This window comes from Coleofasciculus sp. G3-WIS-01 (assembly GCF_040223135.1).
Taxonomy (GTDB): Bacteria; Cyanobacteriota; Cyanobacteriia; order Cyanobacteriales; family Coleofasciculaceae; genus Coleofasciculus.
The window spans coordinates 100,315-116,334 of the sequence record NZ_JAVJZI010000270.1 but is presented as its reverse complement, the minus strand read 5'-3'; the positions used below and the strand labels follow the sequence as shown (position 1 = coordinate 116,334).

The 16,020-nt window shown below is 46.4% G+C and carries 11 protein-coding genes; 7 read left to right on the top strand and 4 right to left on the bottom strand.

Features of this window, described 5'->3' with window-relative positions; genetic code table 11:
- Positions 1-104: 104 nt before the first annotated feature.
- Entirely contained in the window at positions 105-4,688 is a 4,584-nt protein-coding gene (gene nrdJ, locus RIM23_RS29045; RefSeq protein ID WP_446371747.1) for a ribonucleoside-triphosphate reductase, adenosylcobalamin-dependent, read from the top strand.
- 367 nt (positions 4,689-5,055) lie between these two features.
- Complete coding sequence (locus tag RIM23_RS29040; RefSeq protein WP_446371745.1) at positions 5,056-5,280, top strand: DUF167 domain-containing protein; 225 nt, start codon at positions 5,056-5,058, stop codon at positions 5,278-5,280.
- A gap of 37 nt (positions 5,281-5,317) precedes the next feature.
- Here RIM23_RS29040 and RIM23_RS29035 read toward each other — a convergent pair whose 3' ends face one another.
- The gene (locus tag RIM23_RS29035; RefSeq protein ID WP_446371743.1) at positions 5,318-6,280 is read right to left on the bottom strand and encodes an o-succinylbenzoate synthase; all 963 of its coding nucleotides are present in this window, start codon (positions 6,278-6,280) and stop codon (positions 5,318-5,320) included.
- A gap of 163 nt (positions 6,281-6,443) precedes the next feature.
- Here RIM23_RS29035 and alr point away from each other — a divergent pair, with 163 nt between their 5' ends.
- A complete protein-coding gene (gene alr / locus RIM23_RS29030) occupies positions 6,444-7,601 on the top strand; it encodes an alanine racemase (protein WP_446371775.1) in 1,158 nt (385 codons plus the stop codon).
- A 20-nt stretch (positions 7,602-7,621) separates the two neighbouring features.
- Here alr and RIM23_RS29025 read toward each other — a convergent pair whose 3' ends face one another.
- Positions 7,622-8,851 carry an RNA-guided endonuclease InsQ/TnpB family protein gene (locus RIM23_RS29025; protein WP_446371741.1) on the bottom strand — a complete coding sequence of 410 codons (1,230 nt, stop codon included), beginning with the start codon at positions 8,849-8,851 and terminating at the stop codon, positions 7,622-7,624.
- 183 nt (positions 8,852-9,034) lie between these two features.
- On the opposite strand from RIM23_RS29025, the gene RIM23_RS29020 reads away from it, so the two are divergent.
- Positions 9,035-10,267, top strand: a complete 1,233-nt coding sequence (locus RIM23_RS29020) for a damage-control phosphatase ARMT1 family protein (RefSeq protein ID WP_446371739.1) — start codon at positions 9,035-9,037, stop codon at positions 10,265-10,267.
- Between the two features lie 141 nt (positions 10,268-10,408).
- Here RIM23_RS29020 and RIM23_RS29015 read toward each other — a convergent pair whose 3' ends face one another.
- Together RIM23_RS29015 and RIM23_RS29010 are read right to left on the bottom strand one after the other, a co-directional pair.
- Complete coding sequence (locus RIM23_RS29015; protein WP_446371737.1) at positions 10,409-10,597, bottom strand: hypothetical protein; 189 nt, start codon at positions 10,595-10,597, stop codon at positions 10,409-10,411.
- 116 nt (positions 10,598-10,713) lie between these two features.
- Positions 10,714-11,790 carry an ATP-dependent 6-phosphofructokinase gene (locus RIM23_RS29010; RefSeq protein ID WP_446371735.1) on the bottom strand — a complete coding sequence of 359 codons (1,077 nt, stop codon included), beginning with the start codon at positions 11,788-11,790 and terminating at the stop codon, positions 10,714-10,716.
- Positions 11,791-12,391: 601 nt separating this feature from the next.
- Between RIM23_RS29010 and RIM23_RS29005 the strand changes: the two genes are divergently transcribed.
- From RIM23_RS29005 to RIM23_RS28995, 3 genes are all read left to right on the top strand, one after another.
- Positions 12,392-12,937 (top strand): hypothetical protein, encoded by a 546-nt coding sequence (locus tag RIM23_RS29005; protein WP_446359356.1) that lies wholly within the window; start codon positions 12,392-12,394, stop codon positions 12,935-12,937.
- A 162-nt stretch (positions 12,938-13,099) separates the two neighbouring features.
- On the top strand, positions 13,100-14,119 hold the full coding sequence (pstS, locus tag RIM23_RS29000) for a phosphate ABC transporter substrate-binding protein PstS (protein WP_446359355.1): 1,020 nt from the start codon (positions 13,100-13,102) through the stop codon (positions 14,117-14,119).
- Between the two features lie 244 nt (positions 14,120-14,363).
- The gene (locus RIM23_RS28995; protein WP_446371733.1) at positions 14,364-16,010 is read left to right on the top strand and encodes an iron uptake porin; all 1,647 of its coding nucleotides are present in this window, start codon (positions 14,364-14,366) and stop codon (positions 16,008-16,010) included.
- Positions 16,011-16,020: the final 10 nt, after the last annotated feature.

Sequence of the window (16,020 nt, the reverse complement as noted above, 5' to 3'; positions counted from 1 at the left end):
CGTCTCTACACTTAGCGCAAATTTAGAGATTTTTCAAGCTTTGACGCTATATCTGACATAACCTATAGTCTAGGTTTAGCGAAAATTAACAGCAGATTATCACAATGGTAAGAGAGCTTGAGCGAAAACATCTCAATGGTGATTTTCCGGAAACAGCACCGACAGCAAATCCGGTATTTTTCAGAACCTACAGCCGCCGCACAGCCAAGGGTAGAGAGACGTGGAGGGAGGTTTGCGATCGCACAATTCAAGGATTGAACAAACTGGGTAAGCTGACTCCAGCAGAAACTGCCCTGTTAGAGCGGATGATGCACCAGATTAAAAGTTTACCCTCAGGACGCTGGTTATGGGTCGGCGGCACAGAATGGCTGGAAAATCCGGAGAATTTCTCTGGCGCTTATAATTGTACCTCTACCAATGTGGTAGACTGGCGTGCCTTTGGCTTAATGATGGATCTCGCCATGATGGGCTGCGGCACAGGGGCAGTTTTGGAACCCCAATACATTAACCAGTTACCCCCAATTCGCAATCATCTAAATGTAATCTTAGAGGGTGAAATTGGCACAACGCCACTAGAGGAACGGCGCGAAAAAACCGAGGTCAAAATTGATGGGAATCAGGTGACAATTTATGTCGGGGACTCCCGTCAAGGGTGGGTTAAGTCCTATCAAACTCTGTTGGAATTATCCACAGATGAAAAGTTTTCTGGGGAAGTTCAGGTATCCATTAATGTGAGTGATATTCGTCCTGCCGGAGAATCCCTAAAAGGCTTTGGCGGGGTGGCAAATCCGATTAAACTACCGGAACTTTATCAGCGATGTGCGGCAATTTTAAATAAAGCTTTGGGACGGCAATTAAATTCAGTCGAATGCTGTCTTTTAATTGATGAAGCTGCTGTCGTGGTTGTAGCCGGAAACGTCAGACGTTGTTTACCCAAAGGCTCCCTGGTTCACACAGAGTCTGGATTAGTTGCCATTGAAAAAATTCGCATTGGCGATCGCGTTTTAACCAGTAACGGGTTTTATCCCGTAACCAATTTCTTTGATCAAGGCGTTCAATCCCTCTGTCGGATCAAAACCGAGGATGGTTATTTGGACTGTACCCCTGATCATAAAGTTGCTGTATTAACCGACATTTATGGCAACTATAAAATGGTTAAAGCCAAAGACTTGAAAGCAGGCGATCGCTTAGTCTTTGTTCCCCATAAAATTCCGGGAACCCCAACGGAGTTACCTGAATTTAAAGGAAAACTAAGTTCCCAGGCTAAACCAATCACCGTGCCAGCGTTAACCTCAGAGGTGGCGTATTTCTTAGGGTATTTACAAGGAGATGGTTCAGTCAGTTCTGATGGTTGGCGGGTGCGCTTGCGGATTCACCAAGATAGTCCGCAAATTCTAGAATGCTTGATTGCGGTGGCTGAACAGTTTGGCTTGCCAACTCATACGTTAAGAACACCAGAACAGGGGAAAACAAAGACTTTTGAATTACAACTCAATTCTGCCGCCATCAATCAGTATCTTTCCCAGTTTAAGCAGCCGTTTACCTCGCCCTCTGTACCCGACTGTATTTTATTGGGAACTCAGGCGATTCGGGAAGCCTATTTAGCGGGTTTAGCGGATGCCGATGGATGTCATTCTCAAGGGGTTTTAGTGGCTTCCGTTCATCCCGACTTTTTGCGACAAATCCAGACTCTATATGCCTCTTTAGGAATTGCCACACGGTTGTGTGCTTCAATTCGTAAACGCACAGGTAAATGGGAAGGTGAGTTAGTCACTGTGGGTGAATCGGCTTATTTAGCGGTGCAAACCTTCATGTCTACTGATTCGAGTACCTTTAGTGAACGACAACGACAACACCCGAAATCGTTTCACGATCATGGATTTACCCGAGAAATAGTGAAACCGTTGGTTAGTAGCGATCGCTATCATTATGGAACAGGTCAAAAGCAAGTTATTGCACCAACCGTAAAGCGATTGGTTCCGGAGTCTACGGGGTTAATTCCCGTCAAGGTTAAATCTGTAGAAACTAATGTCCGCACCGCACCAACCTATGACATTGAAGTGGCAACTATCCATGAATTTGTCTGCGAAGGGATTCTGGTGTCTAATAGTGCCGGTATGCGCCAAGGGGTTAGTGATGATGAAAAGTTTGTCAATGCTAAGGATAACCTTTGGCAACAGGATGAACATGGAAACTGGCGCATTGATCCGGAACGCGATGCATTGAGAATGGCAAATCATTCCCGTGTTTTTCACCATAAACCTACCTTAGATGAATGTATTGCAGCAGTTCGCAAACAATATTATTCTGGTGAAGGTGCGATTCAATGGGCGGGAGAAGCCGTGGCGAGAGCAAGTTGTGATTTGCTAGATACTCCAGCCTTGAAAAAAGAGTTTCTGCAAGCTTACGAACAAGGAAATGGGAGTCACTGGTTAAAGGAAAAGTATCCGAATTTGACACCCGATGAAATTGAGCATCGCTTGCAGCGGTTTGGCTTAAATCCCTGTGTGACGGCTGATACTTGGGTGCATACGGAATTTGGTCCGCGCCAAGTTAAAGATTTAATCGGGAAGCAACATGGAACTTACGTTAACGGGGAACTCTTTAGCACAACAGCGGATGGCTTTTTCTATACGGGCGATCGCGCCGTCTTAACCTTAGCCACAAAAGAGGGTGTTTCCCTACGTTTGACCGGAAACCATAAAGTTTTACGAGTTAGCGCCCAAACTCAAAAGCGTCAATACACCGAATGGGTAGCGGCTGAGGAATTGAAAGTAGGCGATCGCGTATGCTTGCACAATCACCGAGGAATTCAGCCTTGGCAAGGTGTGGGAACCTTTGATCAAGGATGGTTATTGGGGAGTCTCGTTGGTGACGGATCACTAGCAGAAACTCAATGGAACGATCAGGGAATATTGCGATTCTGGGGTGACTCTCAAGTAGAAATGGTGGAGTATGCAGTAGCAACACTCCAGAAAAATGTTGATTGTGGTATGAATTTAGGAGGTCATTATCATCGCCAACACAATTTACATCAGGTGGCGTCAAGTGGGTTAGCGAAACTAGCCGCGCAGTTCAATATTCATCGCGGTAAAAAAATAGTGACGCCGGAAGTTGAACAAGCCAGCTACGAGTTTTATCAGGGATTCCTACAAGGCTTATTCGATGCCGATGGGAGTGTGCAAGGAACGCAAAATAAAGGCATTAGTGTGCGTTTAGCCCAAAGTAATCTTGAGTTGCTTCAAGCCGTACAGCGGATGCTGCTGCGTCTAGGAATTGTTTCCAAAGTTTATCAAAATCGTCGGACAGCAGGTTATCGGTTGATGCCTGATACCAATCGTGATCAGGCGACGTACTTCTGCAAAGCCCAGCACGAATTGGTAATAGCTAACGACAATCTGATTGAATTCCGCGATCGCGTGGGTTTCCGTCAGCCGGATAAACAGCAAAAGTTGGATAATTTACTCAACGGATACAAGCGTAAGCTAAACCGGGAACGTTTTGTTGTCACCGTTGAGTCGGTTTCTCCTACGGGTATCGAATCTGTTTATGATTGCACCGTTCCAGGTGTCTCTCGGTTCGATGCCAATGGCATTGTGGCGCACAATTGTGGTGAAATTATCGGCTCGGTATTCCATTGTAATTTAGCCGAAATTCACCTGAATCAAATTGATCCGAATAACCAGAAAGAACAAGAGGAAGCCTTCAGTGCTGGGGCGCTTTCCGTTGCCATTTTGCTCAACCATAAATTTGTTGAGGAACGGTATCAAAAATCACGAGAATTAGACCCAATTGTTGGCGTATCCTTCACCGGATTATTCGATTTCTTTGTCAAAGCTTTTGGCGTAGACTGGTTACGCTGGTGGACAGAGGGACGCCCAGATACCGTCGAAGGTGTGCAGTTCAAGGAACAAGAAAAAGCCTATTTAACCCGATGGCGCGATATTGTACATCGGGTGGTGTGGGAGTACTGCGATAAGCATGGAATTAAACGCCCTAATCGCTGTACAACCGTTCAACCTTCTGGGACAAAATCTCTACTCACGGGGGCATCTCCGGGTTGGCATCCACCCAAAGCACAGCGATTTATTCGCCGAATTACGTTTAGAAAGAATGATCCGGTAGCTTTGGCTTGTATTGATTACGGTTACAATGTCACCCCATCGCAATCGGATAAAGATGAAAACGGAAATCTATTGAATGATCCGTTTGCTGAAGCCTGTTCTGAATGGTTGGTGGAAATTCCGGTGGCTGTATCTTGGGCAGATTTACCCGGTGCCGATGAAATTGATATCAGTCAGTTTTCTGCATTGGCACAAATGGATTTTGCCATGCAAGTTCAGCGCTGGTATGTAACACATAACACCTCTTCAACCTGGGAATTGCGCGTCAATGAAATTGAACCGTTAGGAGAGCAGATTTATCAAGCGATTCAGAATGATGACGGGTATATTTCAGCGGCGCTATTGGCGCGGTTTGATGACCATCAATCGTTCCCGCGTTTGCCTTTTGAACCGATTGATAAAGCGACCTACGAGCAATTGATGCAAGAGGTGCAACAGCGGCGGAAAGTGTCTGAATTTTATCCCGCTTTGGAGAAATATGATTCGGGTGAATTAATCGAAGCAGGACCCGCTGGTTGTGATTCGGATAAATGTATGTTCCCGGAACAAACACCGAATTCGTAAGCTGGAATTAGGATAACTCTCCTACCCAAACCATTCGAGTTCCTCGTCAGGGGAATTTATTGGTCACGGGATCTGGAAAACCTCTCTCCAAACCTCTCTCCTGCAAGGAGAGAGGCTTTGAATTCTCCCCCTCTCCACAACACTGATTCATACCAAATCCGCCTTGGAAACCCCATGTAAGAGGAGGCGATTGAAATCGCTGCTACACAAACAAAGTCCGCCTGCGCGGACTAGATTATAAAGGGGGTGGCTAACCCGGATTTGGTATCAGCAGCCCTTAAGGTATTGGAGGAGAGGGCGACCTAACCCCATTGGGTAGATTGGTGTTGTTCATGAATACAAGGAGGTTGCCCATACAGGTGGACGTATGAAAAAATCAGTGAAAGTTAAACCCAACTCTAAAACGCAATCGATAGAAGAAATGGCAGATGGGACATTAAAAGTGAATCTGAAGTCGCCGCCAGTGGATGGTAAAGCAAATAAGGAGTTAATTGGGCTATTGGCAGAAAAGTTCAATGTTACCAAGTCCAAAGTTCAGATAAAATCTGGGTTATCCGCTAAAACAAAATTGATTGAAATTGTTGATGATTAGAACATCTCCACAGTTAACTTTTATTGTCCCTACCTACTTATTCCACAAACCAGTGATTAACTCCAAACCCAACCGCCCGATGGGGATGAGATAATTCTGTGGCTAGGTTGAGAACCGCTTGTCTGGCGATCGCACTTTCAAAGACGGAGGAGAAAACCACGTCTATATCGTGGGTTTGACAAAATTGTCGGAGTTGTTTCGGAGATCCTGCGATCGCAGCTTTAATTACAAAAATTCCCCGCCATCCCCGCAGGTAACAGGTTTTGAGTTGGTTCAACGTGGCGACAGATTCATCAAGAGCGATCGCTGTCCTATACTGATCCTGCATAACCCTCATTGCCGCAAACTCCTCTGGCGGCAAGGGTTGTTCCAGAAACTCAACCATTCCCGCCTGATCCGCCATCTGCAACCACTGTTGTGCTTGACTTTGTGTGAGTCCACCATTAGCATCTAAGCGTAATTGAGCTGATTGGGGTAAGGCTTGAACCAATTGGTCAAACCACCTCAGTTCCGACTCCATGGACGTTACACCAATTTTCCATTTAAACGTGCGATCGCCCTGTTGCCAACCTTGCTGCCAAGATGTTAACGCCACTTCCCCGGTGGGTAAAAGATAGCTGTATTTCAGCGACGTATGGGATAAGGATAGGCTGGTTTTTTCAGTTTCAATCTGACTCTCTCCCTTATCTTTTGCGACTAAAACCTCCCAAGCTGATTCAAAGCCAAACTGACAGGCGGGGAGTTCAGCCGGGATCGAAAAAATATCCGTTGATGTAATCTGAGACGGGAACTGCTGACAAAAGGTTAAGGCTTGTTCTAAGGTTTCAGAACCAAACCAGGGGAGGGGTGCAATTTCGCCCCAACCCACTCGCCCCTTTTCATCCGTTAGACGCAGAATAATCCCCTCGCGTACTTTCCAGATGCCATGATGAGTGGTTAATGGATGTTGAAATTGTCGCTGGTAAGGATGAAACTCAAAACGATAAGTCACCGGAAACATTTTAGGTTTTCTGTAGGGTGGGCATTGCCCACCAGCCAAAATTTCAGTACCATTCACTCTAGGTTACTAATGGTGAGATGGCTACAGATTCCTATACTAAGCTGTGTGGCATTTTAGAGAGGAGTGGACGAAAATGCGAGAACTCATCCCCAGCAATGGGTTCATGCCCAACATCTGGCAAGTCTCTGGCGGATTAACCGAACGCGCCTGGGTAGAAATCGATCGCGCGGCACTTTCCCATAACCTGAACCAATTAAAGCAGCTTTTGTCGGCTAAAACCCAACTCATGGCGGTGGTGAAAGCGGATGCTTATGGACATGGTGCCACCATGGTTGCCCAAACCGCACTCGCCACAGGTGCTTATGGATTATGTGTCGCTACAGTAGAAGAAGGCATTCAACTGCGAGAAGCGGGAATTGACGCGCCCATCGTGATTTTAGGCGCAACTAATACCCCCGAACAAGTGCGTGCGATCGCCCATTGGCATTTACAACCCACTATCTGTACACCCCAACAGGCTTTGGTCTTTTCTGATACCCTCAGTCGTAGCCAAACCCCCTTATCGGTTCATCTCAAAGTTGATACAGGGATGTCTCGCTTAGGAATGCCTTGGCAACAAGCCACAGAGTTTGTGCAATTAGTTCAGCGATTACCTCATTTAGAAATAGCCAGTGTTTATTCTCATTTAGCCACAGCAGACAGTCCAGATCCCACCGTCATGAGACTACAGCATCAGCGATTTGAATCGGTTATTGCTGAACTTCATGCCGCGAATATTGTCCCCCCTTGCTTACACTTAGCCAACTCCGCCGCCACGTTAACTGATCCTGCCCTGCATTACGATTGGGTACGAGTCGGATTAGCAATTTATGGACTCTATCCCGCACCCCATTTACACCCAAAAGTCAACCTCAAACCCGTTATGCAAGTCAAAAGCCGGGTTACCCAAGTGAAAACAATACCTCCAGGAACAGGGGTTAGTTATGGATATAAATTTATCGCCCAGAAACCGCTACGGTTGGCTGTAGTTGGTATCGGTTACGCCGATGGTGTTCCCCGGAACCTCTCGAATAAAATGATCGGATTAATTCGGGGTGAACGGGTGTCACAAATTGGGGCAATTACCATGGATCAACTGATGCTGGATGTGAGTAATATTCCCGATTTACAGGTTGGTGAAATTGTTACTTTAATTGGACAAGACGGAGATCAGCAAATTTCTGCGGATGACTGGGCAATTTCCTTAAATACAATATCCTGGGAAATCCTTTGTGGCTTTAAGCACCGACTCCCGCGTGTTTTGACATCCTCCCCGGCGTAAACGCACAGGGATTCCCGCCATCACTGACGAGGCTTCCTCTTTCCGCGACTCGGCTTACCTTGAGGAGTCTCCTCACCAAGGCAGAGGTCGATGTCTCCAGAGGCGTGACTTCCCGTGTGCCCCACGGTACGCAATGCTAATTCGAGGATGTTGATGGCGGCGTTCCAGTCTCTGTCAATGACAAACCTGCAATGAGGGCAGCAATGCGTTCTCATCGAGAGAGACTTGTGCACTTTCTCTCCACAGTTTGAGCAGTTCTGGCTAGTGTACTGGGGAGGGACAGCGACTGTCGCCACTCCAAACACTTTGCCGAAATACTCCACCCACTGACGGAAAGTTGACCATGCAGCATCAGAGATGGATTTGGCGAGTTTATGGTTTTTCACCATATTTGACACCAACAAGTCCAGCCTTCGGCAAGCCGCTGGCGCGTCTACATAGGCTACCAAGTCGTTAGACTGGACTACGCATCTGGCCAACTTGACGGCGAAATCTTTACGTTGCCTACTTACCTTGAGGTGCTTTCTCCCTAAGCGATTTTGAGCCTTCTTTCGGTTATTGGAACGTTGGCGTGTCTTAGCCAGCCGACGTTGAAGACGCTTGAGGGCTTTCTCTGACTTTCTCAGATGTCTGGGATTCTCCACCGTTTGACCATCAGAATCGGTGTAGAAATGATTCAGTCCAACATCAAGCCCAATCGTCTTCCCTGTCGGAACCCTTTTCTCCAAACGTTCCTGAGCCAGACAAAACTGAACGTAGTATCCGTCGGCACGACGGACAACTCTCACCCGCTTAATCTGCTTCAACTGATAGAAATGCAAGTCACGAGTTCCCCACATCTTGAAGCTACCAGCCTTAAATCCATCAGTGAAGGTGATAGTTCTTCTATCATCTGATAGATTCCATCCTGAGGTTTTGTACTCGACCGAATCGCGAGTTTTATGCTTCTTGAATTGGGGAAACCCTTTGTTGCCTGGAATATTCTTTTTACAGTTGTCGTAGAAACGGGCAATTGCTGACCAAGCTCGTTCCGCAGATGCTTGACGAGCCATTGAGTTGAGTTTCTTAGCCCAAGGGAACTCTTTGGCTAGAACAGCACAATATGCGCTCAGTTCATACCTTCCAAGTCCCTTGTTATCCATCCAGTATCGCAGGCAACTGTTACGAACAAACCTAGCTGTACGAATGGCTTCGTCTAGCCGTTCATACTGCTCCTTGGTTCCTTCTAACTTTGCCTCGAATACCAACATATTACGCTCAGTTACTTGACGTAATCATACCACAGTTTTTGAAGCCGTCCTATAAGGACGGGGCTTTAAACCCAATTTCTCCGGTAATTTAGAGAGGGGAGCCGCACGTAGCCTGGTTAGGCTGGTTAGCCTCGCGGCTTCGTTCCCTACAGCACAAGCAGAGTAATTAGCGATCGCACAATTATGTCCCCCACTAAACCCTGTATCCCTATCCCTCCACCCCTGATGATGTCACAGGAGGGTTCCTTTGCTCACCAGACATTGACGCAACGCTGGGTGACGATTATTGAACGTGCGATCGCATCTAACAATTATCCCGCCTCGATTACTCAGAGTCTAGAGAATCTGCGTCAGGAATTGCCTTATGGAATCGTGCGATCGCTCGTCTGTGAAACTCAACCCGATTTAGAGGCTTGGAATACCTATATAGCACCCTACCAGGGAAAGCGCTGGATTGATATCCCCTGGTATCCCGCAGAAGTCTATCTCTACCGTCGCATCTTAGAAGCCACCCACTACTTTCAACCGGGAAAATGGCACCGAGTCGATCCCTTTGAACCGCAAAAACACAGCAGTTTAGCAAAGGTAATGTCCGCCATTGAGACAATGAGTGGCAAAATTAACACCTTTGTTGATTCTCAAGGGAAATGGAAGCGCATCGATTTAATCGCCCTATTTTATTTTGCTCTTTGGGGAAATCGCATCGACTTAAGCCTGTTCCCCACTGACGCTGGGGAAAGTCAGCGGATGAATATTGAAGCCTATCGCGAACAGGCAAATTTGTTAGTTGATCATACACCCCAACTTGCCGCTCACATTGCTCACCTTAAGGGAATGCGGCTCGATTTAATTGTGGATAATGCTGGGTTTGAGTTGTTCTGTGATTTGTGTTTAGCTGACTTTTTAGTAAACAGTGGAATCGCTCAACCGATTTACTTGCATTTGAAGCCTCATCCGATATTTGTTTCTGATGCCATGATTAAGGATGTTCACCACACCATCAACGTTCTGTGTAAACATAGCAATCAAGACGTACAATCTCTAGGAAAACGTCTCAAAAATTATATTGACAACGGTGACATCATCTGCTGCGAGGATTCCTATTGGACAGCCCCCCTCGCCTTTTGGGAAATGCCAGAACGATGGCGTGATGAATTGAATCAATCCCAACTTGTGATGATCAAAGGGGATGCCAATTATCGCCGCTTACTAGGCGATCGCCAATGGGATTATACCACGCCTTGGGAAGACATTGTTTGCTATTTTCCCGCACCATTAACCGCCCTACGCACGTTCAAAGCTGAACTCGCCGCCGGATTGCAACCTGATCAGATTGAGAGATTGAATCAAGATGATCCGCAGTGGTTAATAAATGGACAATGGGGTGTAATTCAATTTTTCAACCCACACCAGTAAGTTAGGTTGATGCTTCTTACCCAACACAATCTCAGCGTCAAGCCCTTACTACATACAAACCCAATTATTATTCATCATTTAATTCATCGATTTTGAACTGTCGCACTTCTTCCAACTGCACCCCGTTTTCCGACTAATTGTTTACTCATCTAACACATCCAGAAGTTGCTTGGCAATTTCTCGACGGGTTTCTTCTTTGTGCATTTGCGTAAAAAAAGTTAATGTAATAAATATTAATGTTTTGGGGCTGAACTTTTGCCAAATATCGATTGTGACAGTGGCGGAAATAAACGTGGGATAGGGGAAAGAGAATTCAGATGCATAATGCATAATTCATAATTTATTTTTATGGGGTTTGTTGGGGGACGGCGGTAGTTTTTTGGGATAAGTTCATCCTCATGTAAAAATGCGCCAGAGTTTGTCTTACCGCCGTCCTTCGTCGTTACCTAAAACTCTCCAATGTAGGTGTCGAGGGCTCTAGCTGTTTCCACTAGGGGGTGATGGCGATCAACTAAAATCGGACTTTTGCTAGTCACATCATCAATGGGAATGCTGACGACTATTCCATTTTGCCAAGCGACCATTTTTTGATAGTCATCTTTGGCAATTAAGTCTACAGCCGTTTTGCCAAAGGAGGTGGCAAGTAAGCGATCTAAAGCAGAGGGCGCACCACCCCGTTGAACGTGACCTAAAACGGTTACTCGTGCTTCAATCGTGTTCCCGCTACAGTGAGAAATCTGGTCAGCCACATAATCTCCGATACCCCGTAATCGGATCTCACCTAGGGCGTCTGTGTAGTATCGTTCTTGACCCTCAAGGGTTTTTGCCCCCTCAGCCACAACAACGATCGCAAAGCGGCGATTCCAGCGATCGCGCAGGTCGGTGATATGCTTACAAACACCACTAATGGAATAGGGAATTTCCGGAATCAGGATTACATCAGCACCGCCAGCAATGCCTGCATTTAGGGCTAAATGTCCGGCTTCGCGCCCCATCACCTCAACTACCATGACGCGATCGTGACTAGCCGCCGTGTAAGAGAGACGAGATAAGGCATCAACAATGGTATTAACCGCCGTATCGAAACCAACGGCTAGATTCGTGAAAGCCACATCATTATCAATCGTCTTGGGGACTCCCACGATATTCATACCCCCTTGATGGGCAAGCTGGTTCATAATCGCCAGACTCCCGTCGCCACCAATGACAATCAGGGCGTCTAGACCTAATTTCTGATAACCAGCGATAATCTGATCGGCTTGAGCCTCGGTATCCCCTTTGTTAATTGAACCGAGGATAGTACCACCAGTACTCAGGAGTGGGTCAATTCCGCGATTGTCAAGACCGTGAACATTCAGTGAGACTGATTTGCCTTCCAATAAACCTTGGGTGGCGTAGGGAATACCTAAAACTTCCCAATCATAACTCAGAGTAGCATGTCTAACGGCAGCGCGAATGACCGCGTTTAATCCGGGACAGTCACCGCCACTGGTGAGTAGACCAATCCGTTTGCGAGTTTCCATAGGTCGATCTCAAGTGTGTATTATTGTGGATGGCTTTAACGAAGGCTATTTGATCATCAAAGACAGGTTTACTCCCCAGACATTCTGACAGCACCCTGACACCACAACTACAGTTTTACTGTTTGGGATTAGAATCAAGCTGAATTAGGATCGAGTGCAAGCCCGATTGAGTGGTGCAGTTGTGGCACTCGTCTTAGAGAGTCGTTTGCCTCAAAAACGCTTGCTCAGTGGTACGTCTAGGGTAGTCAGCGTTAACCCATATTGGCAAACAGGGTTCTAAATTCCCTCATGGCAAAAAACCTCAACCTTTCCTGGTCTGTAAACATCTAGTCCAAGATAGCCAATTTTCTGTAATCTGAGAGTATCAAGCCGCACTGCGGTTAAGACAATGATGATTAAAAAGCCCTGCTTCAATCCAGAACATGGATCAACCAGGTCTTAGAGGAATTTCATTTGTCATTAGAGCCGCTTTATTGACAAATGAAATTTATTGTGAATATATCAAGGCTAAAACTTTCTTTAAGAGACTTATGACTTGACAAAATGATCTCCGTTGTGTATTTACTAAAGATTGAAAGAAAAAGAGAAAACGAAAAATTTAATGATTTTCAGTACAACGACTAAGTATAGAATCGTGATAGCGACAGGAATTGCTATTCTTACCTCCTCCATGAATCTGGGTGAAGCAAAGGCTCAATCTATCCCTAATCCCCAAACTATTTTGCTCGCCCAAACCTTTGGCGGAATCGAACGAGAAATAGCTCTTGAGGACGTACCCCTTCCAGTTATGGCGGCGGTGCGAACAGTGACAGGTGCTGAACCCACAGCGGCAAACATTGAAATGAAGCCGGATGGGTCTATTGTTTATGAATTAAGAGGTCAAAACCAGCAAGGCTTTGAATTCTGGGCTGATGCGACTCCCAATGGACAAATTGTTGAGGTGGACGAAGAAATTGAGCGCAGTGCGGTTCCGGAAGATGTGATCAAAGCGCTAAAACGGTGGGAACCAAACGCCTCCATTGTCAGTACGTGGCGCAGTACCCGTCTCGGGGAATTTGTCTATGAAATTGTTCTGGATAATGATTTCTGGTTTGAAATTTCGGCTGATACGAAGCAAATCACTATTCATCAACTACAGCGTTCCTAAGTTGGTGGAAAAAATTAAAGTTAAAGACTGGGGATCGTCATTTGTCCTTTGTCATTTGTCATTGCTAAGGATTTGAGGAGTATTTACAGAATTTAATAGAGTTGGGTTGAGTTATATCAACCGACTTCGGTGAGAAACTGTTCAGCACGACGCCAGAGATTTATGAAGACGTTTACATTCACGAATTGGTCGAAAGTTCTAGCTGTGGCATTAACCGCAACGACTATTCCTTTCACGACAATTTCTGTTTCTGCTCAAGTTCTTAAAGGGTTTGGGGCTTCGTTTCCTCAACCCCTTTACCAACGCTATAGCGTCGAATACGAAAAGGAAACCGGCAACAGTATTGAATACACAGCCATTGGCAGTGGCGGTGGGATTCGCAAATTTATGGAGCGAGCCGTAGACTTTGGGGCAACCACGTTAATTCCGACTCCCATTGAGGAAAATCAAGTGGAAGATGGATTGCTGATGGTGCCGACTGGGGGAGGGGCTGTGGCTATTGTTTATAATCTTCAAGATGTCCCCACGAATATTAAACTCTCTCGCGAACAACTTGCCAAGATTTTCACGGGTCAAATTGGTAATTGGAAACAGGTAAATCCCCGCTTTCCGAATAAAGAAATTCAAGTGATTGTTCGCTCGGACAGTAGCGGTGCTACCTTTGTCTTGACGAAATACTTAAATAAAATTAGTGGGGGGAAGATAGAAGCCAGCCGAGAACCCGATTGGGGATTTGATATTTTCGCGGCGCGTCCCCAGGATAGTGGCGTGGCGGCAGAGGTGCGGCGCATTGATGGGGCAATTGGGTATGTTCAAGCGGGTGTTGCTCAGAGGAATAATCTGCCTGTGGCTCTGCTGGAAAATCAAGCGGGACGTTATGTTAAACCGACGTTGGCAGAAACCAAGAAAGCTCTGGAAAATGTCACGTTTAACCCGGATTTTACTACGGAGAATATTAATGATCCAGAGGATGGTTATCCGTTAGTCAGTTTAACCTGGCTACTTATTTATAAAAGATATCCGAATCAAACCCTTGTCCAAGACACTCAAGACTTGTTGAGATGGATCATGACGCGGGGACAAGAGTTTAATCAAGAGCTAGAATACACGAGAATTCCCGAAGATGTCGCTCAAAAGGTGATCGAAACGGTAAATACAGAATTGAAGGTTCGCCCCTATTAAAAACCTGGCTTTTCCGGGGAAAAAACCGGGGAAACGGGGAAATTCGGGGCGGGCGCGAGCTACATCTGGGTGCAACAAAAAAGATAGTCGTAAAACCCGCCCCTACACAAACGCCAAGTTCCCTGGAAGGTGATGCAGGAATACGCGCCCGGTTTACCTAGATAGTCGCGAAGGGTCAAAAATAGGCAGTGAAACGTCAGATAAAAAACTTGGGTTGGGGATGAGGAGGACTAAAGGAAAAATTATGAACAAACAGAGTGCGCTATTGGCAGTAATATCAGCCCTACTGGGTTATAATCTCCTAATTATATCCCCAGTTTCAGCACAAGCCGAGCCGATTGATCTGCCCTTCGCTGATCCGCCGACACCCTCAACACTTGAATTGCCCTTTGAAGACGATAGCCAACCGGATTCCCCCCTGGCTCAAATCACGTCGGTGAGTGAATTGCGCGATGTGAGTCCTAGGGATTGGGCCTATGAGGCACTGCGTAGTTTGGTGGAAAAATACCGTTGTTTAAGAGGTTCAACCGACCAAACCTTTGAGGGTAATCGGGCGTTAACCCGTTATGAATTTGCGGCGACACTTAACCTTTGTTTGACCCGGATGGAGGGGTTAATTGCTGACGCCAACGCCAATAGGATTAACCAAGAAGACTTAGCCACTCTGCAACGGTTACAAGCCGATTTTGCGACAGAATTAGAGACAGTAATCACGGAACTAGATATCCTAGATGCAGCAGTTGTGCGTCTTGAGGATCAGACATTCAGTACGACAACAATTCTACGCGGTGGTGTCAATTTTAATATAGCGGGGGCGTTTGGCGATCGCCAAGCGGTTCCTGGGGGCGAAAATCCCTCAGAAGACTTGGATGACACCCTCACCCTCTCATCCCTTGTCAGTCTGAGTTTGGATACTAGCTTTACGGGTAGAGATCGATTGCGAACCGGGATTCTCGCCGGGAATGGGAATAATTTGGGCAGTAGCGTGACGGGAACCGATATGACTCGTCTGATTGGTGCGGTGAATACGGGCAATGATGTGATCATCGGCACCCTATTTTACGAATACCCCCTCGGCGATCGCGGAATCGTGGCGATCACGCCAGCGGCTGATTTTCCGACTCGGATTTTTCCGGCGCTGAATCCGGTTTCTTCTATTTCAAATTTTGGTGCTGAAAGCCCGATTTACTCCTTTGCCTTTGGTGCAGGAACCGTAGCCTACTACCAATTTACCGATGAACTTGCGGCTGGGGTAACCTATTTAACCACGTCGGGTAGTAATCCAGATGAGGGACTTTTCCAGGGTCAATATACCGCTTTAGGTCAGGTAACGTTTACCCCATCAGACGAGTTTAGCATGGCGTTAACCTATGGTCGTTATTATGCCCCTGAACCGGGTTCAACGGTTAATATAACGGCGTCTAAGGGCAGTCAATTGGCTCAGTTACCTTTTGGTGGAAGTACCGCTACTTCTTCCAACGCTTTGGGCTTACAATCAACCTACAAGTTAAACGATCAGATGATTCTCGGTGGTTGGCTGAGCTACTTTCAGGCACATGCAGAAGCTTCACCGATTGTGAGTGGTTTGAGTGGTTCATCCGGCGCCGATGCCGAGATCTGGAGTTGGGCAATTACACTGGCTGTGCTGGATGTGGGGAAATTAGGCAGTCAATTAAATTTTGTGGTGGGGATGCCGCCGAAAGTGACCCATAATGATATTGTTGAGCGAGAAGATCAGGATACCTCGTTACATTTTGAATTATCCTATATTTATCCCCTGAGTGATCGAATTTTTGTCACTCCCGGCTTGGTGATGATTACCAATCCTGAACATAATGCAAATAATGATACCCTTTGGGTGGGATTGATGCGAACCATCTTTAGTTTTTAGGTTGACGGGG

Excerpts from the sequence above, each read along its gene's own strand:
- pstS (WP_446359355.1), top strand. The coding sequence starts at position 13,100 with ATGAAGACGTTTACATTCACGAATTGGTCGAAAGTTCTAGCTGTGGCA.
- RIM23_RS29025 (WP_446371741.1), bottom strand. The coding sequence starts at position 8,851 with ATGTTGGTATTCGAGGCAAAGTTAGAAGGAACCAAGGAGCAGTATGAA.
- RIM23_RS29040 (WP_446371745.1), top strand. The coding sequence starts at position 5,056 with ATGAAAAAATCAGTGAAAGTTAAACCCAACTCTAAAACGCAATCGATA.
- RIM23_RS29020 (WP_446371739.1), top strand. The coding sequence starts at position 9,035 with ATGTCCCCCACTAAACCCTGTATCCCTATCCCTCCACCCCTGATGATG.
- RIM23_RS29010 (WP_446371735.1), bottom strand. The coding sequence starts at position 11,790 with ATGGAAACTCGCAAACGGATTGGTCTACTCACCAGTGGCGGTGACTGT.
- alr (WP_446371775.1), top strand. The coding sequence starts at position 6,444 with ATGCCCAACATCTGGCAAGTCTCTGGCGGATTAACCGAACGCGCCTGG.
- RIM23_RS29005 (WP_446359356.1), top strand. The coding sequence starts at position 12,392 with ATGATTTTCAGTACAACGACTAAGTATAGAATCGTGATAGCGACAGGA.
- nrdJ (WP_446371747.1), top strand. The coding sequence starts at position 105 with ATGGTAAGAGAGCTTGAGCGAAAACATCTCAATGGTGATTTTCCGGAA.
- RIM23_RS29015 (WP_446371737.1), bottom strand. The coding sequence starts at position 10,597 with ATGCATTATGCATCTGAATTCTCTTTCCCCTATCCCACGTTTATTTCC.
- RIM23_RS29035 (WP_446371743.1), bottom strand. The coding sequence starts at position 6,280 with ATGTTTCCGGTGACTTATCGTTTTGAGTTTCATCCTTACCAGCGACAA.
- RIM23_RS28995 (WP_446371733.1), top strand. The coding sequence starts at position 14,364 with ATGAACAAACAGAGTGCGCTATTGGCAGTAATATCAGCCCTACTGGGT.